The 20,621-nt window shown below is 57.2% G+C and carries 17 protein-coding genes, 1 pseudogene and 1 riboswitch; of the genes and pseudogenes, 14 read left to right on the top strand and 4 right to left on the bottom strand.

Features of this window, described 5'->3' with window-relative positions:
* Nucleotides 1-1,533 (bottom strand): cryptochrome/photolyase family protein, encoded by a 1,533-nt coding sequence (locus tag C7436_RS08505; RefSeq protein WP_121207468.1) that lies wholly within the window; start codon nucleotides 1,531-1,533, stop codon nucleotides 1-3.
* A gap of 177 nt (nucleotides 1,534-1,710) precedes the next feature.
* Here C7436_RS08505 and hemN point away from each other — a divergent pair, with 177 nt between their 5' ends.
* On the top strand, nucleotides 1,711-3,120 hold the full coding sequence (hemN, locus tag C7436_RS08500; protein WP_121207466.1) for an oxygen-independent coproporphyrinogen III oxidase: 1,410 nt from the start codon (nucleotides 1,711-1,713) through the stop codon (nucleotides 3,118-3,120).
* A gap of 77 nt (nucleotides 3,121-3,197) precedes the next feature.
* On the opposite strand, the gene C7436_RS08495 is transcribed toward hemN, so the two are convergent.
* The gene (locus C7436_RS08495; protein ID WP_121207464.1) at nucleotides 3,198-5,216 is read right to left on the bottom strand and encodes a methyl-accepting chemotaxis protein; all 2,019 of its coding nucleotides are present in this window, start codon (nucleotides 5,214-5,216) and stop codon (nucleotides 3,198-3,200) included.
* Nucleotides 5,217-5,499: 283 nt separating this feature from the next.
* Between C7436_RS08495 and ubiU the strand changes: the two genes are divergently transcribed.
* The 8 genes and pseudogenes from ubiU to C7436_RS08455 all read left to right on the top strand — a co-directional run bounded on the left by ubiU (nucleotide 5,500) and on the right by C7436_RS08455 (nucleotide 13,404).
* Entirely contained in the window at nucleotides 5,500-6,495 is a 996-nt protein-coding gene (gene ubiU, locus C7436_RS08490; protein ID WP_121207462.1) for a ubiquinone anaerobic biosynthesis protein UbiU, read from the top strand.
* A gap of 13 nt (nucleotides 6,496-6,508) precedes the next feature.
* Entirely contained in the window at nucleotides 6,509-7,405 is an 897-nt protein-coding gene (locus tag C7436_RS08485) for a U32 family peptidase (protein ID WP_121207461.1), read from the top strand.
* Between the two features lie 117 nt (nucleotides 7,406-7,522).
* A complete protein-coding gene (locus C7436_RS08480; RefSeq protein WP_121207459.1) occupies nucleotides 7,523-8,524 on the top strand; it encodes a YeiH family protein in 1,002 nt (333 codons plus the stop codon).
* 67 nt (nucleotides 8,525-8,591) lie between these two features.
* A riboswitch (cobalamin riboswitch) is annotated at nucleotides 8,592-8,795 on the top strand.
* Nucleotides 8,796-8,940: 145 nt separating this feature from the next.
* Nucleotides 8,941-10,650: pseudogene (locus C7436_RS08475) on the top strand (ribonucleoside triphosphate reductase); the annotation flags it as partial.
* A 97-nt stretch (nucleotides 10,651-10,747) separates the two neighbouring features.
* A complete protein-coding gene (gene nrdD / locus C7436_RS08470; RefSeq protein WP_106762396.1) occupies nucleotides 10,748-10,894 on the top strand; it encodes an anaerobic ribonucleoside-triphosphate reductase in 147 nt (48 codons plus the stop codon).
* Nucleotide 10,895: 1 nt separating this feature from the next.
* The gene (locus C7436_RS08465; RefSeq protein WP_114434518.1) at nucleotides 10,896-11,600 is read left to right on the top strand and encodes an anaerobic ribonucleoside-triphosphate reductase activating protein; all 705 of its coding nucleotides are present in this window, start codon (nucleotides 10,896-10,898) and stop codon (nucleotides 11,598-11,600) included.
* A gap of 36 nt (nucleotides 11,601-11,636) precedes the next feature.
* Entirely contained in the window at nucleotides 11,637-11,999 is a 363-nt protein-coding gene (locus C7436_RS08460) for a DUF488 domain-containing protein (RefSeq protein WP_114434519.1), read from the top strand.
* Nucleotides 12,000-12,156: 157 nt separating this feature from the next.
* Entirely contained in the window at nucleotides 12,157-13,404 is a 1,248-nt protein-coding gene (locus C7436_RS08455) for a TsoY family (seleno)protein (protein ID WP_147423440.1), read from the top strand.
* 16 nt (nucleotides 13,405-13,420) lie between these two features.
* On the opposite strand, the gene C7436_RS08450 is transcribed toward C7436_RS08455, so the two are convergent.
* Nucleotides 13,421-13,867, bottom strand: coding sequence for a hypothetical protein (locus C7436_RS08450; RefSeq protein ID WP_114434521.1), 447 nt, complete (start codon nucleotides 13,865-13,867; stop codon nucleotides 13,421-13,423).
* Between the two features lie 367 nt (nucleotides 13,868-14,234).
* Here C7436_RS08450 and C7436_RS08445 point away from each other — a divergent pair, with 367 nt between their 5' ends.
* A complete protein-coding gene (locus C7436_RS08445) occupies nucleotides 14,235-14,543 on the top strand; it encodes a hexameric tyrosine-coordinated heme protein (protein ID WP_211329862.1) in 309 nt (102 codons plus the stop codon).
* An 87-nt stretch (nucleotides 14,544-14,630) separates the two neighbouring features.
* Here the strand turns inward: C7436_RS08445 and C7436_RS08440 are convergent, their stop codons facing one another.
* Complete coding sequence (locus tag C7436_RS08440) at nucleotides 14,631-16,700, bottom strand: TonB-dependent receptor plug domain-containing protein (RefSeq protein ID WP_121207454.1); 2,070 nt, start codon at nucleotides 16,698-16,700, stop codon at nucleotides 14,631-14,633.
* A 139-nt stretch (nucleotides 16,701-16,839) separates the two neighbouring features.
* On the opposite strand from C7436_RS08440, the gene C7436_RS08435 reads away from it, so the two are divergent.
* Genes C7436_RS08435 through C7436_RS08420 form a run of 4 tightly spaced genes read left to right on the top strand, consistent with a single transcriptional unit; the run spans nucleotide 16,840 to nucleotide 20,539 of the window.
* Nucleotides 16,840-17,625 (top strand): ABC transporter permease, encoded by a 786-nt coding sequence (locus tag C7436_RS08435; RefSeq protein WP_121207453.1) that lies wholly within the window; start codon nucleotides 16,840-16,842, stop codon nucleotides 17,623-17,625.
* A gap of 10 nt (nucleotides 17,626-17,635) precedes the next feature.
* Complete coding sequence (locus tag C7436_RS08430; protein WP_121207451.1) at nucleotides 17,636-18,376, top strand: ABC transporter ATP-binding protein; 741 nt, start codon at nucleotides 17,636-17,638, stop codon at nucleotides 18,374-18,376.
* On the top strand, nucleotides 18,373-19,359 hold the full coding sequence (locus tag C7436_RS08425; protein WP_121207450.1) for an ABC transporter substrate-binding protein: 987 nt from the start codon (nucleotides 18,373-18,375) through the stop codon (nucleotides 19,357-19,359). The genes C7436_RS08430 and C7436_RS08425 overlap by 4 nt, the downstream gene beginning before the upstream one ends.
* Nucleotides 19,352-20,539, top strand: coding sequence for an NnrS family protein (locus C7436_RS08420; protein ID WP_158595261.1), 1,188 nt, complete (start codon nucleotides 19,352-19,354; stop codon nucleotides 20,537-20,539). The genes C7436_RS08425 and C7436_RS08420 overlap by 8 nt, the downstream gene beginning before the upstream one ends.
* The last annotated feature ends 82 nt before the right edge of the window (nucleotides 20,540-20,621 follow it).

Below are 20,621 nucleotides of genomic sequence, written 5' to 3'. Positions count from 1 at the left end.
TCACAGTGTTTCGATATTGGCCAGAACCCAGTCTGCCCTTGCCCGCAAGGCTTCCCGCCGCTCTGGCTTCTGCTTGTCCCAGTTCCGGTACATCATGGTCATTCGTGGATTGTTGGCAAAATCCTCGCGGTGCCGGTCAATGAAGTGCCAGTACAGGCTGTTGAACGGGCAGGCGCGGTCTCCGGTAGCGTCCTGCACCCGGTAGTGGCAGTTCTGGCAGTGGTCAGACATGCGCTGGATGTATTTGCCGCTGGCGGCGTAAGGCTTGGAGCCCAGGTAGCCACCATCGGCGTGCATTACCATGCCCAGGGTGTTGGGCAGCTCCACCCAGTCGAAGGCGTCGATATACACCGCCAGGTACCAGTCACAGATGGCTTCCGGTTTCACCCCGGCCAGGAGGGCAAAGTTACCGGTGATCATCAGTCGCTGGATGTGGTGGGCATAGGCGTTGCGGGCCGTGGCGTCGATGGCCTTGTGCATGCAGCGCATCTTTGTATCGCCGGTCCAGTAGAACCAGGGCAGCTCACGGCTGTTGCCCAAACGGTTTTCCCGGGCGTAACCGGGCATCAGCAGCCAGTAGATGCCGCGCACGAATTCCCGCCAGCCGATGATCTGGCGGACAAAGCCTTCCACGGCATTCAGCGGCGCCCGGCCGGCGTGCCAGGCCCGTACCGCTTCTTCACACACCTCCATGGGATCCAGCAGGCCGGTGTTGAGATAGGGGGACAGGATGGAATGAAACAGCCAGTCTTCGTTGTCTGACATGGTATCCTGGTAGTCGCCGAAGCAGGGCAGGGCGAAGTCGATAAAGTGGGCAAGCGCTTCCAGCGCCTGTTCGGCGGTAACGGCGTAGTGGAAACCTTCCGTGGTACCGAAATGTTCTGAGAAGTATTCGTTTACCAGCTCGATCACTTCGGTGGTAATGGCATCCGGTTCCTCGCGGAACGGGGCCGGGGCGGGAGGCTTGCCGGCCCATTTCTTTCGGTTGTCGGTGTCGAAGTTCCATTGGCCACCTTCGGGCTGACCTTCGGAGGTCATCAGCAAACCGGTTTTTTTGCGCATTTCCCGATAGAAGAATTCCATGCGCAGCTGCTTTCGGCCCTCGGCCCAGCGGGCGAACTCGTCAGTATTGCAGACGAAGCGGGTATCTGGCCGGATTTCCACGGGGACGCCCAGTGTTTTGTGCCAGCGGCTGATCTGTTCGTGTAAACGCCACTCACCACATTCTGTCGTAATGACTCGCTCCGGTTGGTATTCCCGTGCCAGCTCCGCTATTACCTGTTCAATAGACTGTGCCGGATTGTCCGGGTGATAGCGCTGATAGTGAACCCGCCAGCCATCCTCCTCCAGTGCATCGGCAAAGTGCCGCATGGCACTGAAAATGAACACCAGCTTCTTCCTGTGATGGTTGGTGTAGCTGGCTTCACTGTGGACCTCGGCCATCACGACCAGGTCGTTGTCCTTGTCTGCGCCCTCAAGGGCAGAGAGACGGTGGCTGAGCTGATCACCCAGGATCAGGATGAGATTGGCCATGACGGGCTCCGGCTGAGTTTATCCTTTAGAGGTAGGCAGAATACGCCATGGGCGCAAGGGTGGTTCATTGGGTATGCTGGTACACTCAGCTGATTCGCATCAAATCGTGCCAGCCGCCGGTCAGGCATAATGCGCGCTTTCCGGCATGCCGATCCTATTCGACGTTAGAGTTTTACTATGGCTTCTGATACCGCTGCAGCAAACAATCTGCCCGCTTTCATCTGGGATGAGGCGCTCATCCGCCGCTATGATCTGAGCGGACCTCGCTACACATCCTATCCAACAGCGGTGGAGTTCACCCCGAATTATTCCATTGAAGACATGGTCAAGGCGGCTGGCCGCAGCAAGGCCGCTGGCGGGCCCATCTCGCTGTATACCCACCTGCCGTTCTGTGCGCACCTTTGCTACTACTGTGCCTGCAACAAGGTGATCACCAAGAAGCGCGACAAGGCCATGCCCTATGTGGAGCGGGTACTGAAAGAAGCGGCCATCCAGTCGAAACTGTTCGGTGCCGACCGCCCGGTCAAGCAGCTGCACTGGGGTGGTGGTACACCTACCTTCCTGCCCAGGGATGTGATGCAGCACCTGATGGCCGGTTACGGTGAGCTGTTTAACCTGCAGTCCGGCGACGACCGGGACTACAGTGTCGAAATCGATCCCCGGGAAGTGGACGAAGATACCCTGTCCACCCTCTGGGAGCTGGGCTTCAACCGTATCAGCCTGGGCGTGCAGGATGTGAATCCGGAAGTGCAGAAAGCGGTGAACCGTATCCAGCCCCGGGACATGACTGAGTCGGTATTGAACGAAGCGCGCCACATCGGCTTCCGCTCCATCAACCTGGATCTGATCTACGGCCTGCCGTACCAGACTCCGGAAAGCTTTGCCGAAACCCTGGAATCGGTGATCGAGATGTCGCCGGACCGGCTTTCGGTGTTCAGTTACGCGCATCTGCCGGACCGTTTCTATCCGCAAACACGGATTCAGGCCGATACTCTGCCCAGTCCGCAGCAGAAACTGACCATCCTGCACAACACCATCAATCGTTTGCTGGAAGCTGGCTACGAATACATCGGCATGGACCACTTCGCCAAGCCGGACGACAGCCTGGCGGTGGCCCAGCGCGAAGGCCGCCTGCATCGGAACTTCCAGGGGTACACTACTCACTCGGATTGTGACCTGGTGTCCCTGGGTGTCTCCGCCATCGGCCAGACCGACGATGCCTACTTCCAGAACAACCACGACCTGCCGTCCTGGGAGGCGTCCATCGATGCTGGCCAACTGGCGATTATTCGTGGCGTGGGCCTGACCCGCGACGACCGTATCCGCCGCTGGGTGATCGGGCAGCTGATCTGCCAGTTCCGACTGGACCGCAAGCAGTTTGCCGAACAGTGGAATGAAGATTTTGACCGCTATTTCGCGGATGAAATGAACCGCCTGAAGCCGATGATCCAGGACGAGCTGATTGCGGATTGCGATTCTTTGCTGCAGGTTCAGCCTGCCGGTCGCCTACTGATCCGGGCCATTTGCCAGATCTTCGATCTGTATCGCAAGGAAGGGGCAAGCCAGCGGTTCTCCAGAATTATCTGACTGGAGAACAATGAGCACAAACGCAAGAGGGCTGCCACATGGCAGCCCTCTTGCGTTGTCGTGTGAGGGTTTTCTGATCAGGCCACTTTGAACTCATTGGCCAGGTCCTGTAACTGGCGGGCCAGCCGCGCCTGTTCCTGGGTGACCTCGGTGATTTCCTGGGAGCCGGTCAGGGTCAGGAGGGCAGCTTCGCTTACAGATTCCATATTACCCGCCAGTTCGCGCGTGACGGCAACCTGCTGTTCCGACGCAGTGGCAATCTGGGTCGCCATATCGGAAATGCTGTTCACGTCCATCAGAATGTCAGCAAAGGTCTGTTCCATCTCCGAGGCTTGCGCGCTGGTCTGGTCGGCCAGTTTGTGGCTGGTGACAATTGAACGGCTGGCGTTATCGGTGATGGTCTTGAAGCCGTTGATGATATCTTCGATCTGAGTGGTGGATTCATGGGTTTGCTGCGCCAGTGTGCGAACCTCATCCGCCACTACCGCAAAGCCTCGTCCGTGCTCGCCCGCCCGGGCGGCTTCGATCGCTGCATTCAACGCCAGCAGATTGGTCTGGTCGGCCACTTTCCGGATAACATCAACCACATCGCTGATGGTCGTGCTGCGTTGTTCCAGTTCTTCGATAACCTGGTTGACGTCTTGTACTGACTTCGCCAGTTCCCGGATCTGGGAGACACTGGTGTGCAGCACCTTCTCGCCGGTCTGGCTTTTCTCCATAGCCCGACTGGAGGCGTCCGCCACCTGCTGGGTGTTGTGAGAAATCTCCTCTGAGGTTGCCGACATTTCTTCGGTGGCAGCGGCCACCTGCTCAATCTGTTGTTGCTGGTTCTTGATCTGTGAGGAATTCTGGCCCGCGGTTGAGCTGGTTTCCTCGGTGGCTGTGGCCAGCTGTACGCTCGCTTTGTCGATTTGCAGCAAGGCCTCGCTAAAACGGCCAAACAGTTCATTGATTGCCTCGGCTATGGTGCCAGTCTCGTCTTTGCTGGAGACCGGAATCGCCTGCGACAGGTCCTTGTTGTCCATGGCGTTTCGAACACCTTCCAACAGCTGATTCACCTGCTGATGAATGGCGCGAATAATCACGGTCATTAACAGAACCACCAGAACGATTGACGTCGCAGCAATGGCCGATGCCCAGATCAGATTGCTTCTGGCGGCATTCACGCCAGCGGTGCCCAGTGCTTCAACCTGTGACAGCATATCAGTGCGGATGCCGTTAATGGCCTGTATGCGGTTGGTAGAGGCTGAAAACCAGTCACTGGCTTCCAGGCCGTACATACCGGAAGGGCTGCTCAGAAGCATATCTCGCTGATCCAGCATTTTTCGGTGCTCGGCGGTTTCGGGAAATGACTCAATCCGACCACGGATATCCGAATTTGCACTCAGCATGGTGATTGCGGTCTGGAAATACGCTTGCTGACGCCCTGACAGGGCTGCTATTTGCCCAACTGCAGGCAGGTCGAAGTTGCCGCTGCGCACCAGTGACGCCCCTGCAGCCCGCTCACGGCCTGCCATTTCGGCAGCTTCGGCAAGGGCAAGGTAGGCATTGATCTGCAGGGCCAGCTCGGGCTCAGATGCCCGGCGCACCAGCAACGGAATACGGTTAAGGATTTCCATGATCAGGCTGGTGTAGCGGGCGCCGGATTCGGCACCAGCCAACACCCGGTTATCAATATCCCTGCGCAGACTGATTAGATTGCCAATGTCCCGCTGGAATTTGTCGACGCTTGCCTGAATGCTGCTGTCAAAACGGGCTTCCTCAGCCAGTGCCTTGATTCCGTTCTGGTAGGCGCTCAGGTTCCTGTCAGTATTTTGTCTCTGGGATTGAAGGTTGCGGGTTGCCTCGCGTTCGCCGTCAGAATCCGGGGCGCTGGAAATAAACACGGCCGAACGGCCCCGTTCTTTCTGCAATTCCTCAACCAGCGGATCCCCAAGCTCAGCCAACTGAACCAAGGTATTGAGCTGTTGCATGTTGTCCAGGTCATCCATATTACGGGAGATGCTCTGGACCGCGAAAAATACAATGACCAGCAGCGCAGGCAGCACCAAAGTAATCAGCTTGCCTCGCATGGAGAGGTTGTTGATAAAAGTCATGGGAGGGCCTCATCATTGAGAATGGCGTCCATTGTGGATAAGTGTAGCAGTTCAGACCATTGACGCCTTGGGGTACCTGAGGGGGTAGATTTCCACATGTAAGTGCTTGTAATAAAAAGTTAAAGCAATGAGTTTTAGGCAGTTTTGGTTCAGGTAGGGGTTAATGCGTAGAGTATTGCCAAAGGGGTATTTGACCGGTTTCGGTCAATCCGCTGACAAAGGTCAAGGTGGGCTAAGTCGCTGACCGGTAAGGTGCACGGCAACGTGCTCAGCGGAGAAAACCATGGAACTTGTATGCCCGGCTGGTAGCCTTCCCGCCCTTAAAACCGCCGTGGACAATGGAGCCGATGCGGTCTATTTCGGCTTCCGGGACAGTACCAACGCCCGCCAGTTTGCTGGCCTGAATTTTAACGACAAACGTGCAGCCGAGGGCATTGAGTACGCTCATTCAAAAGGCAGTCGTGTGTTCTGTGCCATCAATACCTATCCGCAACCGGATGGCTGGGAACACTGGACAGCCGCGGTGGATCGTGCCGCCGGCCTTGGAGTGGATGCCATTATCCTGGCCGATATGGGACTGCTGGATTACGCTGCAAACAGGCACCCGGATATCCCCCGGCATTTGTCGGTTCAGGGTTCTGCCACCAGCCATGAGGCCCTGTCGTTCTACAAGGACAACTTCGATATCCGCCGGGCAGTGCTGCCGCGTGTGCTGTCTCTGGATCAGGTTCGGGGTGTGGCCAAGCATAGCCCAGTGGAGCTGGAAGTTTTTGCCTTCGGCAGCCTGTGCATTATGGCGGAGGGGCGCTGCTACCTGTCTTCTTACCTCACGGATGAATCCCCCAATACCCGGGGTGCCTGTTCACCGGCCAAGGCGGTGCGTTGGCAGGAAACCTCTCAGGGGCTGGAATCCCGCCTGAATGAAGTGCTCATTGATCGCTATGGCCCCGGTGAATCTGCCGGTTACCCAACCCTGTGCAAGGGCCGGTTTGAAGTGGAGGGCAGCGTGTACCATGCCATCGAAGAGCCGGTAAGCCTGAATACCATGGATCTTCTGCCGGAGTTGAAGGCGCTGGGTATCAGCGCAGTGAAAATCGAGGGCCGCCAGCGCAGCCCGGCTTACATTGCAGATGTTGCCCGAACCTGGCGCCAGGCCCTGGACCGGGTTCAGACCACTCCGGACAGCTTTGCTGTAGACAGTGCCTGGAATAGCACTCTCGCCGGCCTTTCCGAGGGTGGCCTGACCACCATCGGGGCCTACCATCGCAAGTGGAAATAAGGTTTTGCTCGCTATGATGAAACTCTCTCTTGGCCCGATTCTGTGGTTCTGGACCAAGCAGTCCGTATTCGATTTCTACGCTAACGCTGCGGAGTGGCCAGTAGATACCATCTATCTTGGCGAAGTGGTGTGCTCCCGCCGACGCGAACTGAAGCCCGATGACTGGCTGGACCTGGCCCGGGATCTGAAGGCTTGTGGCAAGAACGTGGTGCTTTCCACATTGACGCTGATCGAATCCGAAGCGGATTTGCGGCGACTTCGTCGGTTTTGCGAACAGGATGAGTTTCTGGTGGAGGCCAACGACCAGAGTGCCCTGCAGGTGGCGATCCGCAACAAGATTCCGTTTATTACCGGCCCGTCCATGAACATCTACAACGTGGCCACCCTGAAGATCCTGGCCAGGCAGGGCTTGCAGGGCTGGAACCTGCCGGTGGAACTGGGCAAGGAAACCCTGGAGCAGCTGATCCGGGAGCTGAAGGCCGACGGCCTGGATCTGCCCGCCGAGGTATTCTCCTGGGGTTTCCTGCCATTGGCCTGGTCGTCTCGCTGTTTCACTGCCCGTCATTACAACCTGCCTAAAGACAACTGCGAATTCCGTTGCCTGGAGCATCCAGATGGCATGGAACTGCGTTCCAGGGAAAGCCAGGAACTGTTCCGGATCAATGGCATTTCCACGCTCTCCGGCTCGCGCTACGACCTGATGAGGGAACTACCGGAGATGGAGCGTATGGGTGTCAGTACCGTGCGACTGAGCCCGGAGCATCAAGGGATGGAACAAGTGGTCAAACGCTTTGATCAGGTGCGCCGGGGGGAAGTGCCGGTCGCCGACCCGCTGAAGCTGGTAGAAGCGCCACCCTGCAACGGGTACTGGTATGGCAAGCCGGGGATGGACCTGGTGAATTATGGCTAGCCAGTCTGTGGCTCTGCTTATATCTATTTAATCGATTAAATAAACTCAAAATACCCTTTTTTTAGATATCTCTGAAAACTATAGAATATCCATATATTCAAAAGTTCGGAGATAGAGATGTTCAGGGGATTGGCATTGTGTGCGTTTCTGACACTGGCTGGCTATGGCATTGCCGCCTTGCCGCCAGTGCAGCAAACCGGCCTGGGGCCTCTGGTGTTTACCCTGTTGCTGGGGCTGCTGTTCGGTAATCTGGCCGCGGGTAAGCGGTTAAAGGGCGTGGCGCCGGGTCTGGGCTTTTCTGCCCGCTGGTTGCTGCGAGGCGGTATTGTCCTGTTCGGTTTCTCCCTCACGGTGCAGCAACTGATGGCCCTTGGGCCAAAAGTGGTGCTCCTGGATAGCCTGGTGGTAGTGACCATTACCACAGTAGGTTTCTGGCTGGGTACCCGCTGGCTGAAACTGGATCGGGATACTGCCATTCTGACCAGCGCCGGCAGTGCGATTTGCGGGGCGGCTGCGGTACTGGCCACCGAAGGCACCATCCGGTCACGGCCGGCGGCAACGTCTATGGCGGTGGCCACTGTGGTGCTGTTCGGAACGCTGGCCATGTTCGTGTATCCCGTTCTTTATCCATTGATGGGCTGGGATGAAGGTCTGTACGGAGTGTATATCGGTTCTACTGTGCATGAGGTGGCGCAAGTGGTCGCTGCCGGTGGTGCGGTGGGGCAGGACGCCCTCACCAATGCGGTGATTGTGAAGGTGGTTCGGGTAATGCTCCTGGTGCCCTTCCTGCTGGTAATAGGGCAAATCTGGAATCGCTACCGGGCCGCTCATGCCGACGGTGCAGAACAGGGTGAGCAGAAACTGGTGATCCCCTGGTTTGCCTTTGGTTTCATGGCGATTGTCGGGCTCAACAGTGTGCTTCAGTTACCTGGTCAGATTCAGGGCGGGTTGATGCTCGCAGGGCAGGTAGCTATGACCATGGCCTTGGCAGCACTGGGTTTCCAGACCCGAATTGAAGCCCTTCGAAGCCTGGGTGTGAAGCCCTTTGTGCTGGCCTTGTGTCTGTTCATAACTCTGCTGGTTGGAGGCGCAGTGGTAACCCCGCTGATTCTGGGGTAAGCCGGTTACCCTTAGTTTAAACATTTAAATAAAATAAATAATATCTTGAGTCGGCTGAAAATGCCGTATATAGTGCTTTCGTTCTGGTAATCCACAATATGTTGTGATTGTGGTGCGGAATCCGGTGAGACTCCGGAACTGACGCGCAGCGGTATTGGGGAACGAGTGGGGTAGCGAGACACTGGCAAATGCCGGGAAGTCGCCCCGCAAGGCCGAACCGAAAGGTTCACCGCCCCTGAGTCCGAAGACCTGCCAGGCACATGATACATGGCACCTTCGCGACTCAGGGTGATCAGATGATCTGGCGTGGCGTTGCTGTGCCTGATCTCCTGACAGCGCGAGAGGCTGCCCCCGACGCGCTTTCAGGAGGAACCATGCCCGCCACCCCATCCCATGCACCGTCTTCAGACGCCTCGAAACTGGATATCTCCGGCACGGTCCGGGAATACCTGCACCGCAGTGACTGGCGGGTAAACGCCAATGCCAATCAGGGCTACTCGCTCGGCGGGCTGATCCTGAATACAGCGGGCAAAGTCATCGCCAACTACTGGCTGAACGACGTTTACACGCCCGCCATTGGGGAAGCTCACCGAAACGCCGATATTCATATACACGATCTGGATATGCTCAGCGGATATTGTGCTGGCTGGTCGTTGCGTACACTGCTCCACGAAGGTCTGAACGGAGTGCCCGGCAAAGTGGAGTCAGCACCGCCGAAACATCTCTCCAGCGCCATCGGCCAGATGGTGAACTTTCTCGGCACGTTGCAGAATGAATGGGCCGGAGCCCAGGCCTTCAGCTCTTTCGATACCTATCTCGCACCATTTATCCGTAAGGACAATCTCGACTACGCCACCGTGCGCCAGTGCATTCAGGAGTTTGTCTACAACCTGAATGTACCCTCCCGCTGGGGCACCCAGACACCCTTTACCAACATCACCTTTGACTGGGTATGCCCGGAGGATTTGCGGGATCAGGTTCCGGTGATTGCGAGCGAGGAAATGCCTTTCAGCTACGGTGACCTGCAAGCTGAAATGGACATGATCAACCGGGCATATATCGAGGTGATGACCGCCGGTGACAGCATGGGGCGGGTGTTCACCTTTCCCATTCCCACCTACAACATTACCCGGGATTTCGACTGGCACTCAGAAAACGCCTTGCGACTGTTCGAGATGACCGCCCGCTATGGCCTGCCGTATTTTCAGAACTTTCTGAATTCGGATCTTGAGCCAAACATGGTGCGCTCCATGTGTTGTCGCCTGCAGTTGGATCTGCGCGAATTGCTCAAGCGCGGCAACGGCCTGTTCGGCTCGGCCGAGCAGACCGGTTCGCTGGGTGTGGTGACCGTGAACTGCGCCCGCCTGGGTTATCTGTATAGAGGTAACAAACCTGCTTTGATGGCCCGGCTGGATCAATTGATGGATCTGGCCCGTGACAGCCTGGAAACCAAGCGACAGGTCATCGGGCAACTGATGCTGGAAGGTCTGTTTCCCTATACCAAGCGGTATCTGGGTACCCTGAGAAACCACTTTTCAACCATTGGGGTAAATGGCCTGAATGAGATGATCCGGAACTTCACCGATGACCGGGAAGATATCAGCAGTGACTGGGGCAGGGAGTTCGCTCTGGAATTGCTGGATCATGTGCGGGACAGAATGAAGCAGTACCAGGAAGAAACCGGGCATCTTTACAACCTGGAGGCTACACCTGCCGAGGGCACCACCTACCGGTTCGCCAGGGAAGATCGTAAGCGTTTTCCCGACATACTGCAGGCGGGCACCGACGAGGCGCCTTACTACACCAACTCCAGCCAACTGCCCGTGGGCTATACCGACGACCCGTTTGAGGCGCTGGATTTGCAGGATGAACTGCAAACCCGCTATACCGGTGGCACGGTACTGCATTTATATATGCGCGAGCGCATCAGCGATGCCGCCACCTGTGCCCGGTTTGTGAAAACCGTTCTAGAGAACTACCGGCTGCCGTACATTACTGTCACCCCGACATTTTCCATCTGCCCGGTACACGGTTACCTGAATGGCGAACACGAGTTCTGCCCCAGGTGCGACGAGCTATTGCTGGCTGGCCAGGCATTGCCTGTTAAGGCCACAACATCCGCGTGAATAGTGGAGCCAGGCAGTTTGCCTGGTTCCTGAGTCGCCGGTGTTGCCGTAAGCCATCGTCGACACCGGCTTTTTTGTAAAGCAAAAGGAGAACGGCATGGAAAACCAGAAGCCACTTGAAAACAGCCAGCGCCAACGTTGTGAAGTCTGGACTCGCGTGATGGGCTACCACCGCCCGGTTTCTGCCTTCAATAAAGGCAAACAGTCCGAGCACCGCGAACGCACCCACTTCCGGGAACGTTGAAATGACGGCGGATAACCTGGTGATCGGCGGCATGGCCGCCTTCTCCAGCGTCGATTATCCGCAACACCTGGCGGCAACCTTGTTTCTGCAGGGTTGCCCCTGGCGTTGCCATTACTGCCATAACCCTCATCTAATTCCACTGGAACCCGGTGATGAAAAAGTCACCTGGCAGCAGGCCCGCCGGCACCTTGAACGTCGCCAGGGATTGCTAGATGCGGTGGTGTTCAGTGGCGGTGAACCCACCATCCAGAAAGCCCTGCTACCGGCTTTGCAACAAACCCGGGCCATGAAATTTCGCAACGGCCTGCACACCGGTGCCCCGCATCTGAAACTGCTGGAAAGGCTGTTGCCTTGGCTGGATTGGGTGGGCCTGGATATCAAGGCGCTGCCAGCAGACTATGAAATCATCACAACCAACCGGCATTCTGGACAGGAGAGCTGGGCGGCCATCTCAGCGCTGCAAGATTCCGGCCTGGACTTCGAGTGCCGGATGACCTGGCATGCCGCCCTGCAGTCACCAGAACATGTGATTGCTGTGGGGCAGCGGCTGGCGGATCAGGGCGTGCGTAGGTTTGCGGTGCAGATTGCCCGCAGTGCTCAGATGCTGAATGCCTCTATTGGGGCCGGGTATCTGAGCCTGGACGAGACGCAAAACGTCAGCAATAACCTCGCTCCGCTTTTTGAAACGTTCGATATTCGTGAGTAGGCTGGCAAGTACACTCACATATCGGGGAGCGTTCCTATGGAAATTCGCCTCAAACGAGCCTACGACACAGCTGCCCGCTCAGACGGCCCACGAATTCTGGTAGACCGAATCTGGCCCCGGGGTGTTGCCAAGGAAGAGGCCGACATCACTCACTGGTTGAAAGGACTGGCGCCGTCTACCGATTTACGTAAATGGTTTGGTCATGATCCGGACAAATGGTCGGAGTTCTGTGACCGCTACCTGAGAGAGCTCAAGTCCGATGAGGCGGCAGATGACCGGGAAACGCTCCGGAAGATCCTTGATGAGCACAAACGCATAACACTGGTATTTGCCGCAAAGGACACCGAGCACAACAATGCGTTGGCGCTGCGTGACTATATCCTGAATGAAAAGATCTGAAGCTACCGGTTAAATCAACTAGGCCATCTAACCGATTTGCAGCCAGACCCGCATTTGAAGTGTGACTTTATCACTGACCCCGCCCAATCACCCGCAATATCATAAAACCGTTAGCGATAGGTATGCATCTTTTGATGAGATACGGTGAGGAAATGGCATGAGCGATCTTGCGAAACAGAAATGGCATCCCAGGCACTGGCTAATGCCGCTGGGGCTGATGGGGACCAGTATTATGCTGATCTTCATCCTGAAAGTTTTTATACCGCATAAAAGGCACTTTGCCCCCTCGGTGGAGCAATTCAATGCTCAGCTTGCGTCTCTGGATGGGCTGGCTTTTCTGGGAATATGGTTGAGTTGGTATGGCTTCTGGCTACTGTTTATCGTGGGCAGCCTGTTAATTCCCTATTTTATCCTGCGCTCGGTTCAATATCTGAGGGCGGGTGGCCATCAGTTATCAGACTCTGATCCCATGGAAGCTGCAGGATGGTTCGGGCTCCCGCTTTCTCTCGGAATGTACGGGAATGTTTCATTATTTGCCACCATCATTATTTTCGGCCTGGATACCAAGGCCGATAACCTCCTCTTGCCTTTCTGGTTAGCTTATGACCTCGTGGTAGCTGCGCTTGCCCTGATACTTCTGTCTTGGTACGCCAAGGCTCGGGCTCAGCTAAAGCGGGCTTATCCTGAGCGTGAGGAACAGGCCTCAATGGTGGTTCCCTTCTCCCTTGGCTTCATGGCGTTAAATATTGCCGGGCCCGGTGCACTTGGCGAGCACGTTGCCGTTACAGCCACATCCTTGGCGGCTTCCATGGCCTTTTTGGTGCTTTCTGCCTGGGTGTTCTTCAGTTACTTCCGGGTGTTCCGTCAGGATATGGGCGCTTTATTCTCCCTGAGAGAAGCCGTGTCTGACCGGGAGGCGCAGGAGAAAAGCTGGGCCAGAGTAATGAACTTCGGCACTGCTGTCACAACCCTCAATGTGTGGATGATCGCCATGGTTCGTAATTATCTGAACTATGGAAAGCATTTCGGAGAGTTTGATCTCGCGACGAAGAATATGATTGCCTGGGGAGCCTCGGGAACGGTGGTTCTGGCATTGCTGGTGTTGTTTGCGCTTTGGCGCAATGGCTTTTTCAGGCACCTGTTTCAGGAACAGAGGCCGCTTATCTTCTCGCTGGGACTGGTGTGCATGATGGTGTCCAGCTATGTGATTACAGCACTGTTCACCACAACAGCACTCGCTACCGGGTTGCTGAGCTCTGACAGCCTCGCCCTTTATGGCATTGTGGGTATCGAGGGCCTGCTGCTTATGATTAACCTGTTTGTTGTTGCCGCCCTGACTTATCGAATGGCTATCAGAGGCAATATTCAAACCTGGCAGGCTAATGAGATTCGGCAGTTGATTTGAGCTTAAGCCGGCCGGTTCATTGCCACACGGCAATGAGTGCGCCCGACCCCAGAACCAGTGTGCCTCCTATCTCGGCAACAATCAGCAGCACCATAAAACCATGAATCAAAGAGGGTGGTAGTGTTGCATTACCGAGTCTGTGGGGTTTGCGCAGTTGGTTGCTGGTGTCCCGAAGCAGGCCGTGAATGATGTAGGTGCCGATGGCCAGGGCGAAGAAGCCAAGGGCGGCCGCTGCTGCCAGGATGTTCAGCCAGCCGGGGTAAATGCTGTGACCGGCAAACCAGCCCAGCAGCATGGAGGCAAAACTGTACATCAGTGAGCTGCGGTGGGCGATGTCAACGTACCGGGGGGCGACAGCTTTCGGGCTTCTGGCCATGCACCAGTATTTCCAGATCCCGGTCAACAGTCCGGTCATAAAGAAAAGGAAAGCGGCGCTCAGACAGAGTTTTTCAGCCAGTGTCATGGTCAATTTTCCTTAAAAGTTATGTGCTTTCGGAGAGAACGTATACTGCTTGGTGATAGGGTCACTAAGCAGCAGGCGCGCCGGCGATAATCTGTTCACGATATCTGATTTCTATCCTCAGTAATTGACCAGAGAGGCCGGGTACTCTCGTTCAGCGGTCACCCCCAATATACGGTTATGATCAGGCGCTGCCCGTTCACTGATGATGTAGGCTGGTAGGGCGCATGCTAGGCAGGCTGTCCGAATTTGCTTCCTTAGTAGCATCTCCATGATCTTAAAGATTCATTGAAAATAATTGTATTATGGTCCATTAATGGAGGTGCTTCCCTTTAGAGGGTTTTGACTGATGAGATTCAAGGAGATTCTGATGATGAAAACAAAAAAACAGCTAGCCACTTTATTGGTCGCACTGGCCATGCTCATGCCGATGGCGATTCAGGCAGAGGAGAGAGCTGAGGTCTGGTTGCCCAGCCTGATTACGGATTCCCCACAGGAGGGTTTTGAGCTAGCCATCAAACTGTCCCGAATGGGAGTAAAAAGCACCCAGTCGAGCAAGGAGGTTCTGTTTCGTGAGCGGGCAAAATATTCGCAAAATGGTGAGGCGCTGATGCATGCCTCAGAAGTAATCGCGGTTCACTTTCAGACGGTTGCAGCGGCCAACGATTACTGGAACTAATCAACGCGGCGGCTCAGGTGTGCAGTGTTTGGCGCTACACTAGCGCGAATATGAGCCGCTACCTTCCATGGGAGCGGCTCATTGAGATCAGAAGCGTCCGGAGACTTTGGCCACCAGCCCGCGGCCCGGCGATAGTATACCTCCGTCCGTCAGGTGTTCCCGGTAACGCTTGTCCAGCAGGTTGTTGCCTTCAACCGAGACTTCCAGTGCGCTGAGGCTGCCGGTAGCACCAAAGTTCCAGCCCAGCTCCACGTCCACGGTTGCATAGCCGGGGGTGCTGTTTTCCGTACCGTTGGAAAAGGCATCGGCGGTCCGGTCCTGTTCGGCTACTGCTCGCACTTGCCCATGCCAGTTGAAGCCGGAGCGGTTTTGTTGGCCCAGCCCCAGAGTCAGTTCGGGAGCCGGCATCTGGTAGAGCGGCTCATCGTCCTGTTTGTTTTCACCCCGCAGCCAGGTAAGGCTGCCGTCCAGGTCGATGGCCGGGGCGCTGGCGTTTAAGGCTTCCAGTGGCATCACGAAACCGGCTTCGGCACCGTAGATGACCACTTCATCCAGGTTCTCGGTCTGTTTGATGGGCAGGTTATTCTGGGGGTGGTTCTGGCCGGTGATACGCCCTGCAATATAGTCATCAATCCGGGTGTAGAAGGCTGCAACCTGGTATTGGCCCAGACGGCCGCGACCTTTCAGGCCAACTTCCGCGCTGGTGGATTTTTCTGGATCCAGTTGCGGGTTACCGCGGTGGAAGAACCCGTCACCCCGGGTGGCATCCTCAAAGCGTTCGCGCATGTCGGGTGCACGGTAGGCGGTACCGATATTAAGGTAAGGATTGACCATGTCGCTCAGGTTGTAGATGGCACCGGCCGACCAGGACAGCGTTTCGGAAGTGTTCTTTAACCCCTCGGTTCTGGCTGCCGGGCCGTTGCCCACCACCCGTGCATCGCCAGTCACCTTGTCATAGCGTGCGCCGAGCTGGATGTTCCAGTTGCCGGCCATGATGTCATCCTGGACGAACAGGCCCCGGCTCTCGATTTCGCCATCCCGGAAGGGTGAGTTGGCAACGGCGTTATCTGACATGGGCGGGTTGTAGGTAAAACGCTCCGGGTCACCGGTCATTTCCCAGCCCTCGGCCCCAACCGTGACAAGGTGGTTGTCGCCCACGGGCAACCGGTACTGAGCTTTAACACCGTCGGTGCGGAAACTGACATCGTTCCACACCTGATTGCGCTCCTTGAAATCCCACCAGGCGCGGATTTGCCGGTCCACTTCCTGCCGATAAATGCTGGTCTCCAGGGTGCCGGTACCGATGCCGGCCTCGTAGCCGAGTTCGGCTAGCGTGCGCTTCTGCTTGGGCGAATGGATCGTCAGCGTGCCGTTGCCGCCCGGGCCGGGCTTGGCAGAGCCCGGATACCAGACTTCCCGGTCTTCGTGGTTCTGCAGGTTCAGCGTCAGTTTCTGGTTCTCGGTTACCCTGAAAGCATATTTCGCCAGAAAGGATTCCGAGCGGAAGCCGCTGTTTTCAACATCACCGTCGGGTGTTCCGTAGTCGTCCACATCTTTGGCGGCGGCACCGATAACAAGGCCGTGGTTCCGGCTGGAAAGCTCCAAAAGTGCGCCGCCGGCCAGGCTGCTGTCCACCGTGCCAGTGCTGCCGGAGAATCGACCATTGGCTTCAGGTTGTTCCGAGAAAGTCGCCTCCGGAGTACGCAGGTTGATAGCACCGCCCATGGCACCGGTGCCGTGCAGTACCGAGGCCGGGCCTTTGACCACTTCGATGGTATCCAGCAGGCTCATGTCTGCCAGGGAAGCAATGGCCCCCTGGGGCTGGGCGGAATTCAGGCGAACGCCGTCCACCAGAAGCACCACACTTTCCTTTTTCAGGCCGCGAATAACCGGGTTACCTCCCCAGGCGCCGCCATCGCCCTGAACCGCCAGACCGGGTTTGCCACGGAAGAGATCGCCGGCGGTTTTCGAAGCGGCAGTGTTGTCCGTGGTTAAACGCTCTGTTGCGCTCGCGGTTTCCAGCGTGTCGGATTCGTAGCCTTTGGCGGTTACGACCAGTTCCTTAAGTTCCGAAGAATGGCCGGTCGCAGCGTGTGCGGCGGGTAAAACGGAAAAGGCAAAGATGGCTAAAGCCAGTGGATGGGGGCGTCGATTCATGGAGTTCTCCGATAACTGCTGACGATTGAGAATGGATCGCAATATACTGCAAATGAAACTGATTCGTATTTGATTTTCGTCAACAGGAGTTTGCGTCCGTGCGGGTACACTCATGTCAGTTCTTGCAGGGTGTGAGTGTATGGGCAGTTTGATTCGCAGTGGTCTGGGTTGGGGTGGCAGCCTTACCGGAGTTTTATTATTCGTGGCGCTCTGGGAGTGGGGGAGTTTGTCATACGGTAGCTTTTTGCTCCCCGGCCCGCGGGATGCGCTATCGTCCCTCGTTGGCTTTGCCGACAACGGTGAGCTCTGGACGGCCGTCTGGGCCACCACCTGGCGGGCCATGACCGGCTTTGCCATTGCTGCGCTGGCTGGTGTTGCTCTGGGCCTTATTGCAGGGTTGTCCCACACGGTTGGCCGAGCGCTGGAGCCGGTTTCAACCGTACTTCTGGGCATACCGCCCATCGCCTGGATTGTGCTGGCAATGTTGTGGTTCGGCAGCGGCTCCCTGGCGGCGATCTACACGGTGGTGGCCACCACCATTCCGGTTGCTTTTGCCGGTGCCCAGATTGGTGCACGAACCCTGGACCAGCGCCTGCAGGAGATGGGCGATGTGTTCCGCGTGCCCTTTGCCATGCGCCTTTGGGATTTCTATCTGCCCCACATTGTTTCCTACGTATTCCCGGCATTGATTACCGCTCTGGGGGTGGCCTGGAAAGTCACCGTAATGGCGGAATTGTTTGCCACAGAAGATGGGGTAGGGGAGGGCATGGCCATGGCCCGGGTGAGCCTGGACACTGCCGGTGCCATGGCCTGGATTGTGGTGGTCGTGGTGTTGCTGCTAGTGGCCGAACACGGTTTTCTGCGCCCCTTGCAGAAAAAAATGGAACCCTGGCGGCAGGTCAAAGGCCCTGCCATGCCGGGCTGAGGAGTTTGCGATGCTGACGCTGCAAAAGGTTTCACTGGATCTTGGCCCGAACACCATTGTGTCGGACGTGGATCTTCAGGTGGCGCCGGGTGAGTCCGTGTGCCTGGTGGGGCCGTCCGGCTGCGGAAAAACCAGCCTGTTGCGTATGGCATCGGGAGTGCTGGACGCCACTTCGGGACAGGTGAGCAATCAGTTTACAACCACCGCAGCGGTATTCCAGGAGCCCCGGTTGCTGCCCTGGCGGCGGCTGCTCGATAACATTGCCCTGGGCCTGAAAGCCCGGGGCGTGCCCCGGCGAGATCGACTGACGCAGGCGAAAGAGTTGGCCGACCAGGTAGGGCTTTCAGATTATGATGAGCATTTTCCCCACGAGCTGTCTGGTGGCATGCAACAGCGGGTGGCTCTGGCGAGGGCGCTGGCAGTGGGCGCCGATTTCCTGCTGTTGGATGAGCCTTTCAGTGCCCTGGATGTGGGGCTGCGCAGCGAAGCCCAGGATCTGGTGGAACGGCTTGTGGTCGATCAGGGTATAGCGACCTTGATGGTGACTCACGATCTCACTGAAGCCCTGCGTCTGGCCCATCGAATTATTGTTGTTTCCGGCTCGCCCGGCACCGTGGTGTTTGAACATCCGGTCACAACCCCTTACCGCGAACGCAGCCATGCCTGGCTGTATGAAGAAGCTGGCCACCTGCTGAGGCAACCGGTGGTCAGCGAGAGTTTTCTGTTTCATCCGGATTCGGAGGTGGCATGAATCGTCGTGAATTGCTCAAACTGGCGGCCTGTTCGGCTTTGATGTCAGCCGTACCCCTACAAAGGGCGTTTGCAGCCAAACCCGGCAAACTGATTGCAGCGACACCTCTTGGCTTGCCCCAGGTGATCCTGGCCCGGGCGCTGGAAGATCCGGAGCTGAAAAACCTGATCCCTGAACGGGAACTTCGGGACTGGAAAGACCCGGATCAGTTGCGGGCCTGGCTGGCGCGGGCGGAAGTGATGGTGACGGCAACCCCGACCAATGTGGCCGCCAATCTGTATAACCGTGGCGTTCCCGTGGTGCTGATGAACGTGAATGTGTGGGGCACCCTGGGCATGCTGGGCCTCGAGCAGAAAGGCCCGTTGGCGAAGATGGAAGATCTGGCCGGCAGGTATGTGGGCGTGCCCTGGCGCGGGGATATGCCGGATCTGGTGTTCCGCTACTTGCTCGGTAAGGCGGGCCTGGAAGTGGGACGTGACGTCAAGGTGAGCTATCAGTCCAGCCCGTTCGAGACGGTACAGATGTATGTGGCGCAACGCCTGGACGCGGCGGTGTTGCCGGAACCCATGCGCACGGCAACCCGGCTACAGAGCATGCAGTTCGGGCAGTCACCCCAAGAGCTGGATCTGCAGCAGGAGTGGGCGCGGCTGGCCGGTGGTGAGCCACTGCTGCCGCAGGCAGGGGTACTTTGCCGGCGGGAGTTGCTGGAGCAGGCGCCTGAGCAGGTTGCAGCGCTGCAAGCGGCCATTGGCCGGGCGGTTGACTGGGTAGTTAGGCAGCCAGAGGACGCGGCGAGGTTGGGTGCGGATCGGTCACCCTTGAGCCGTCAGGTGTATGAAGGAGCGATTGCCCGCACCGCACTGAAAATGGTCAATGCGCAGGAAGCCCGGCCAGCTCTGGAGGACTTCTTCTCGGCACTGTCTGAATTGTCGTCTGGGTTCATCGGCGGGAAGTTGCCGGATGCGGATTTCTACCATGTTTAACCATCCCTGGCTGGCTTACGGCTTCCGGCCCTTTTTCCTGTTGGGCGCCCTGTACGCGCCAATTGCGCTGCTGCCCTGGATTGGTGCGCTGATGCAGCAATTCATCCTGCCCATGGCGTTGCCTCCGTTGGCCTGGCATGGCCATGAAATGCTGTTCGGGTTTGTCAGTGCAGCCCTGGTAGGGTTTCTGCTGACCTCGATTCCTTCCTGGGCCAGTGTGGCACCCATCGCAGGAAAGCCCTTGGCTGCCCTGATTATGCTCTGGCTGGCGGGGCGGGTACTGTTCTGGTTGTCCGCTCTGATACCAGGCTGGCTGGTGGCTATTGTGAACCTTGCCTTTCCTCTTGTTTTGTTACTCTGGGCAGCCCCGGCCTTGCTGTCCGAGGCTGGCCGCCGACACCTGAGTATCGGCATGGCTCTGATCGGCTATGTGCTGGTTCAGGGGCTTTTCTATGTGGCCTGGTTGTGGCCGGATGTCGCCGGCACGATCACGCCGGTGATGATCCTTAACACCACCGTCAATCTGCTACTGGTACTGATCGCTCTCACGGCTACTCGTATTATCCGGGTGGTGGCCATGGAGGCACGGAAGGAAATCGGCCTTTCGGGCCCTGGTCGATTAACACCTGCCCGGGAGCATCTGGCGGTGGCCGCGTTGATTCTGTTTGTGATTGCGGATTTCTGGGCTCCGGGCCACGTGGTTACCGGCTGGATTGCCCTTGCCGCTGCGGCAGCCCAGGCCGACCGTCTGAGTGAATGGCCGTGGGGCAGGGCGATGACCCGGTTGTATCTGTTGCTGCTGACGCTGGCGTATCTGTGGATGGTGGTCGGGCTGGTTCTGGTGGGTATCACCGCACTCATCGACACCCTGCCAGGTTACACCGGCCGCCATGCCTTGTCGGCAGGTGCTGCGGGTACGGCAATTCTTGCTGTGTTCTGTATTGCCGGGCTGCGGCACACCGGAAGACCGCTGGCGCTGCCGTGGCTGATCTGGCCGGCATTGATAACATTGGTTGCGACAGCATTGTCGCGAACCTTTGTTCCTGTGTGGTGGCCCGAGCATTACCTTTTAGGCGGAGTGATGCTGCCATTTGTACTCTGGCTGCTTACTTATCTGCTTTACGGAGTTTCCTACGGTCGGTTTCTGGTTACGGCTAGGGCCGATGGAATGCCTGGCTGAGATCTCTGGCCTTGGTGGCCCCTGATTTTAAACAAGTGCATGTAACGGAAGTTGAACTATGCTCAAGACGGTGGTTGCCGTT

Origin of the sequence: Marinobacter nauticus (assembly GCF_003634635.1) — a bacterium.
Taxonomy (GTDB): domain Bacteria; phylum Pseudomonadota; class Gammaproteobacteria; order Pseudomonadales; family Oleiphilaceae; genus Marinobacter; species Marinobacter nauticus.
This window is presented reverse-complemented; position numbering and strand designations above follow the sequence as displayed.

Coding starts and splice junctions, on each gene's coding strand:
- C7436_RS08495 (WP_121207464.1), bottom strand. CDS start 5,216: ATGACTTTTATCAACAACCTCTCCATGCGAGGCAAGCTGATTACTTTG.
- ubiU (WP_121207462.1), top strand. CDS start 5,500: ATGGAACTTGTATGCCCGGCTGGTAGCCTTCCCGCCCTTAAAACCGCC.
- C7436_RS08420 (WP_158595261.1), top strand. CDS start 19,352: ATGTTTAACCATCCCTGGCTGGCTTACGGCTTCCGGCCCTTTTTCCTG.
- nrdD (WP_106762396.1), top strand. CDS start 10,748: ATGGAAAACCAGAAGCCACTTGAAAACAGCCAGCGCCAACGTTGTGAA.
- C7436_RS08460 (WP_114434519.1), top strand. CDS start 11,637: ATGGAAATTCGCCTCAAACGAGCCTACGACACAGCTGCCCGCTCAGAC.
- C7436_RS08485 (WP_121207461.1), top strand. CDS start 6,509: ATGATGAAACTCTCTCTTGGCCCGATTCTGTGGTTCTGGACCAAGCAG.
- C7436_RS08430 (WP_121207451.1), top strand. CDS start 17,636: ATGCTGACGCTGCAAAAGGTTTCACTGGATCTTGGCCCGAACACCATT.
- C7436_RS08505 (WP_121207468.1), bottom strand. CDS start 1,533: ATGGCCAATCTCATCCTGATCCTGGGTGATCAGCTCAGCCACCGTCTC.
- C7436_RS08425 (WP_121207450.1), top strand. CDS start 18,373: ATGAATCGTCGTGAATTGCTCAAACTGGCGGCCTGTTCGGCTTTGATG.
- C7436_RS08445 (WP_211329862.1), top strand. CDS start 14,235: ATGATGAAAACAAAAAAACAGCTAGCCACTTTATTGGTCGCACTGGCC.
- C7436_RS08440 (WP_121207454.1), bottom strand. CDS start 16,700: ATGAATCGACGCCCCCATCCACTGGCTTTAGCCATCTTTGCCTTTTCC.
- C7436_RS08455 (WP_147423440.1), top strand. CDS start 12,157: ATGAGCGATCTTGCGAAACAGAAATGGCATCCCAGGCACTGGCTAATG.
- hemN (WP_121207466.1), top strand. CDS start 1,711: ATGGCTTCTGATACCGCTGCAGCAAACAATCTGCCCGCTTTCATCTGG.
- C7436_RS08465 (WP_114434518.1), top strand. CDS start 10,896: ATGACGGCGGATAACCTGGTGATCGGCGGCATGGCCGCCTTCTCCAGC.
- C7436_RS08480 (WP_121207459.1), top strand. CDS start 7,523: ATGTTCAGGGGATTGGCATTGTGTGCGTTTCTGACACTGGCTGGCTAT.
- C7436_RS08450 (WP_114434521.1), bottom strand. CDS start 13,867: ATGACACTGGCTGAAAAACTCTGTCTGAGCGCCGCTTTCCTTTTCTTT.
- C7436_RS08435 (WP_121207453.1), top strand. CDS start 16,840: ATGGGCAGTTTGATTCGCAGTGGTCTGGGTTGGGGTGGCAGCCTTACC.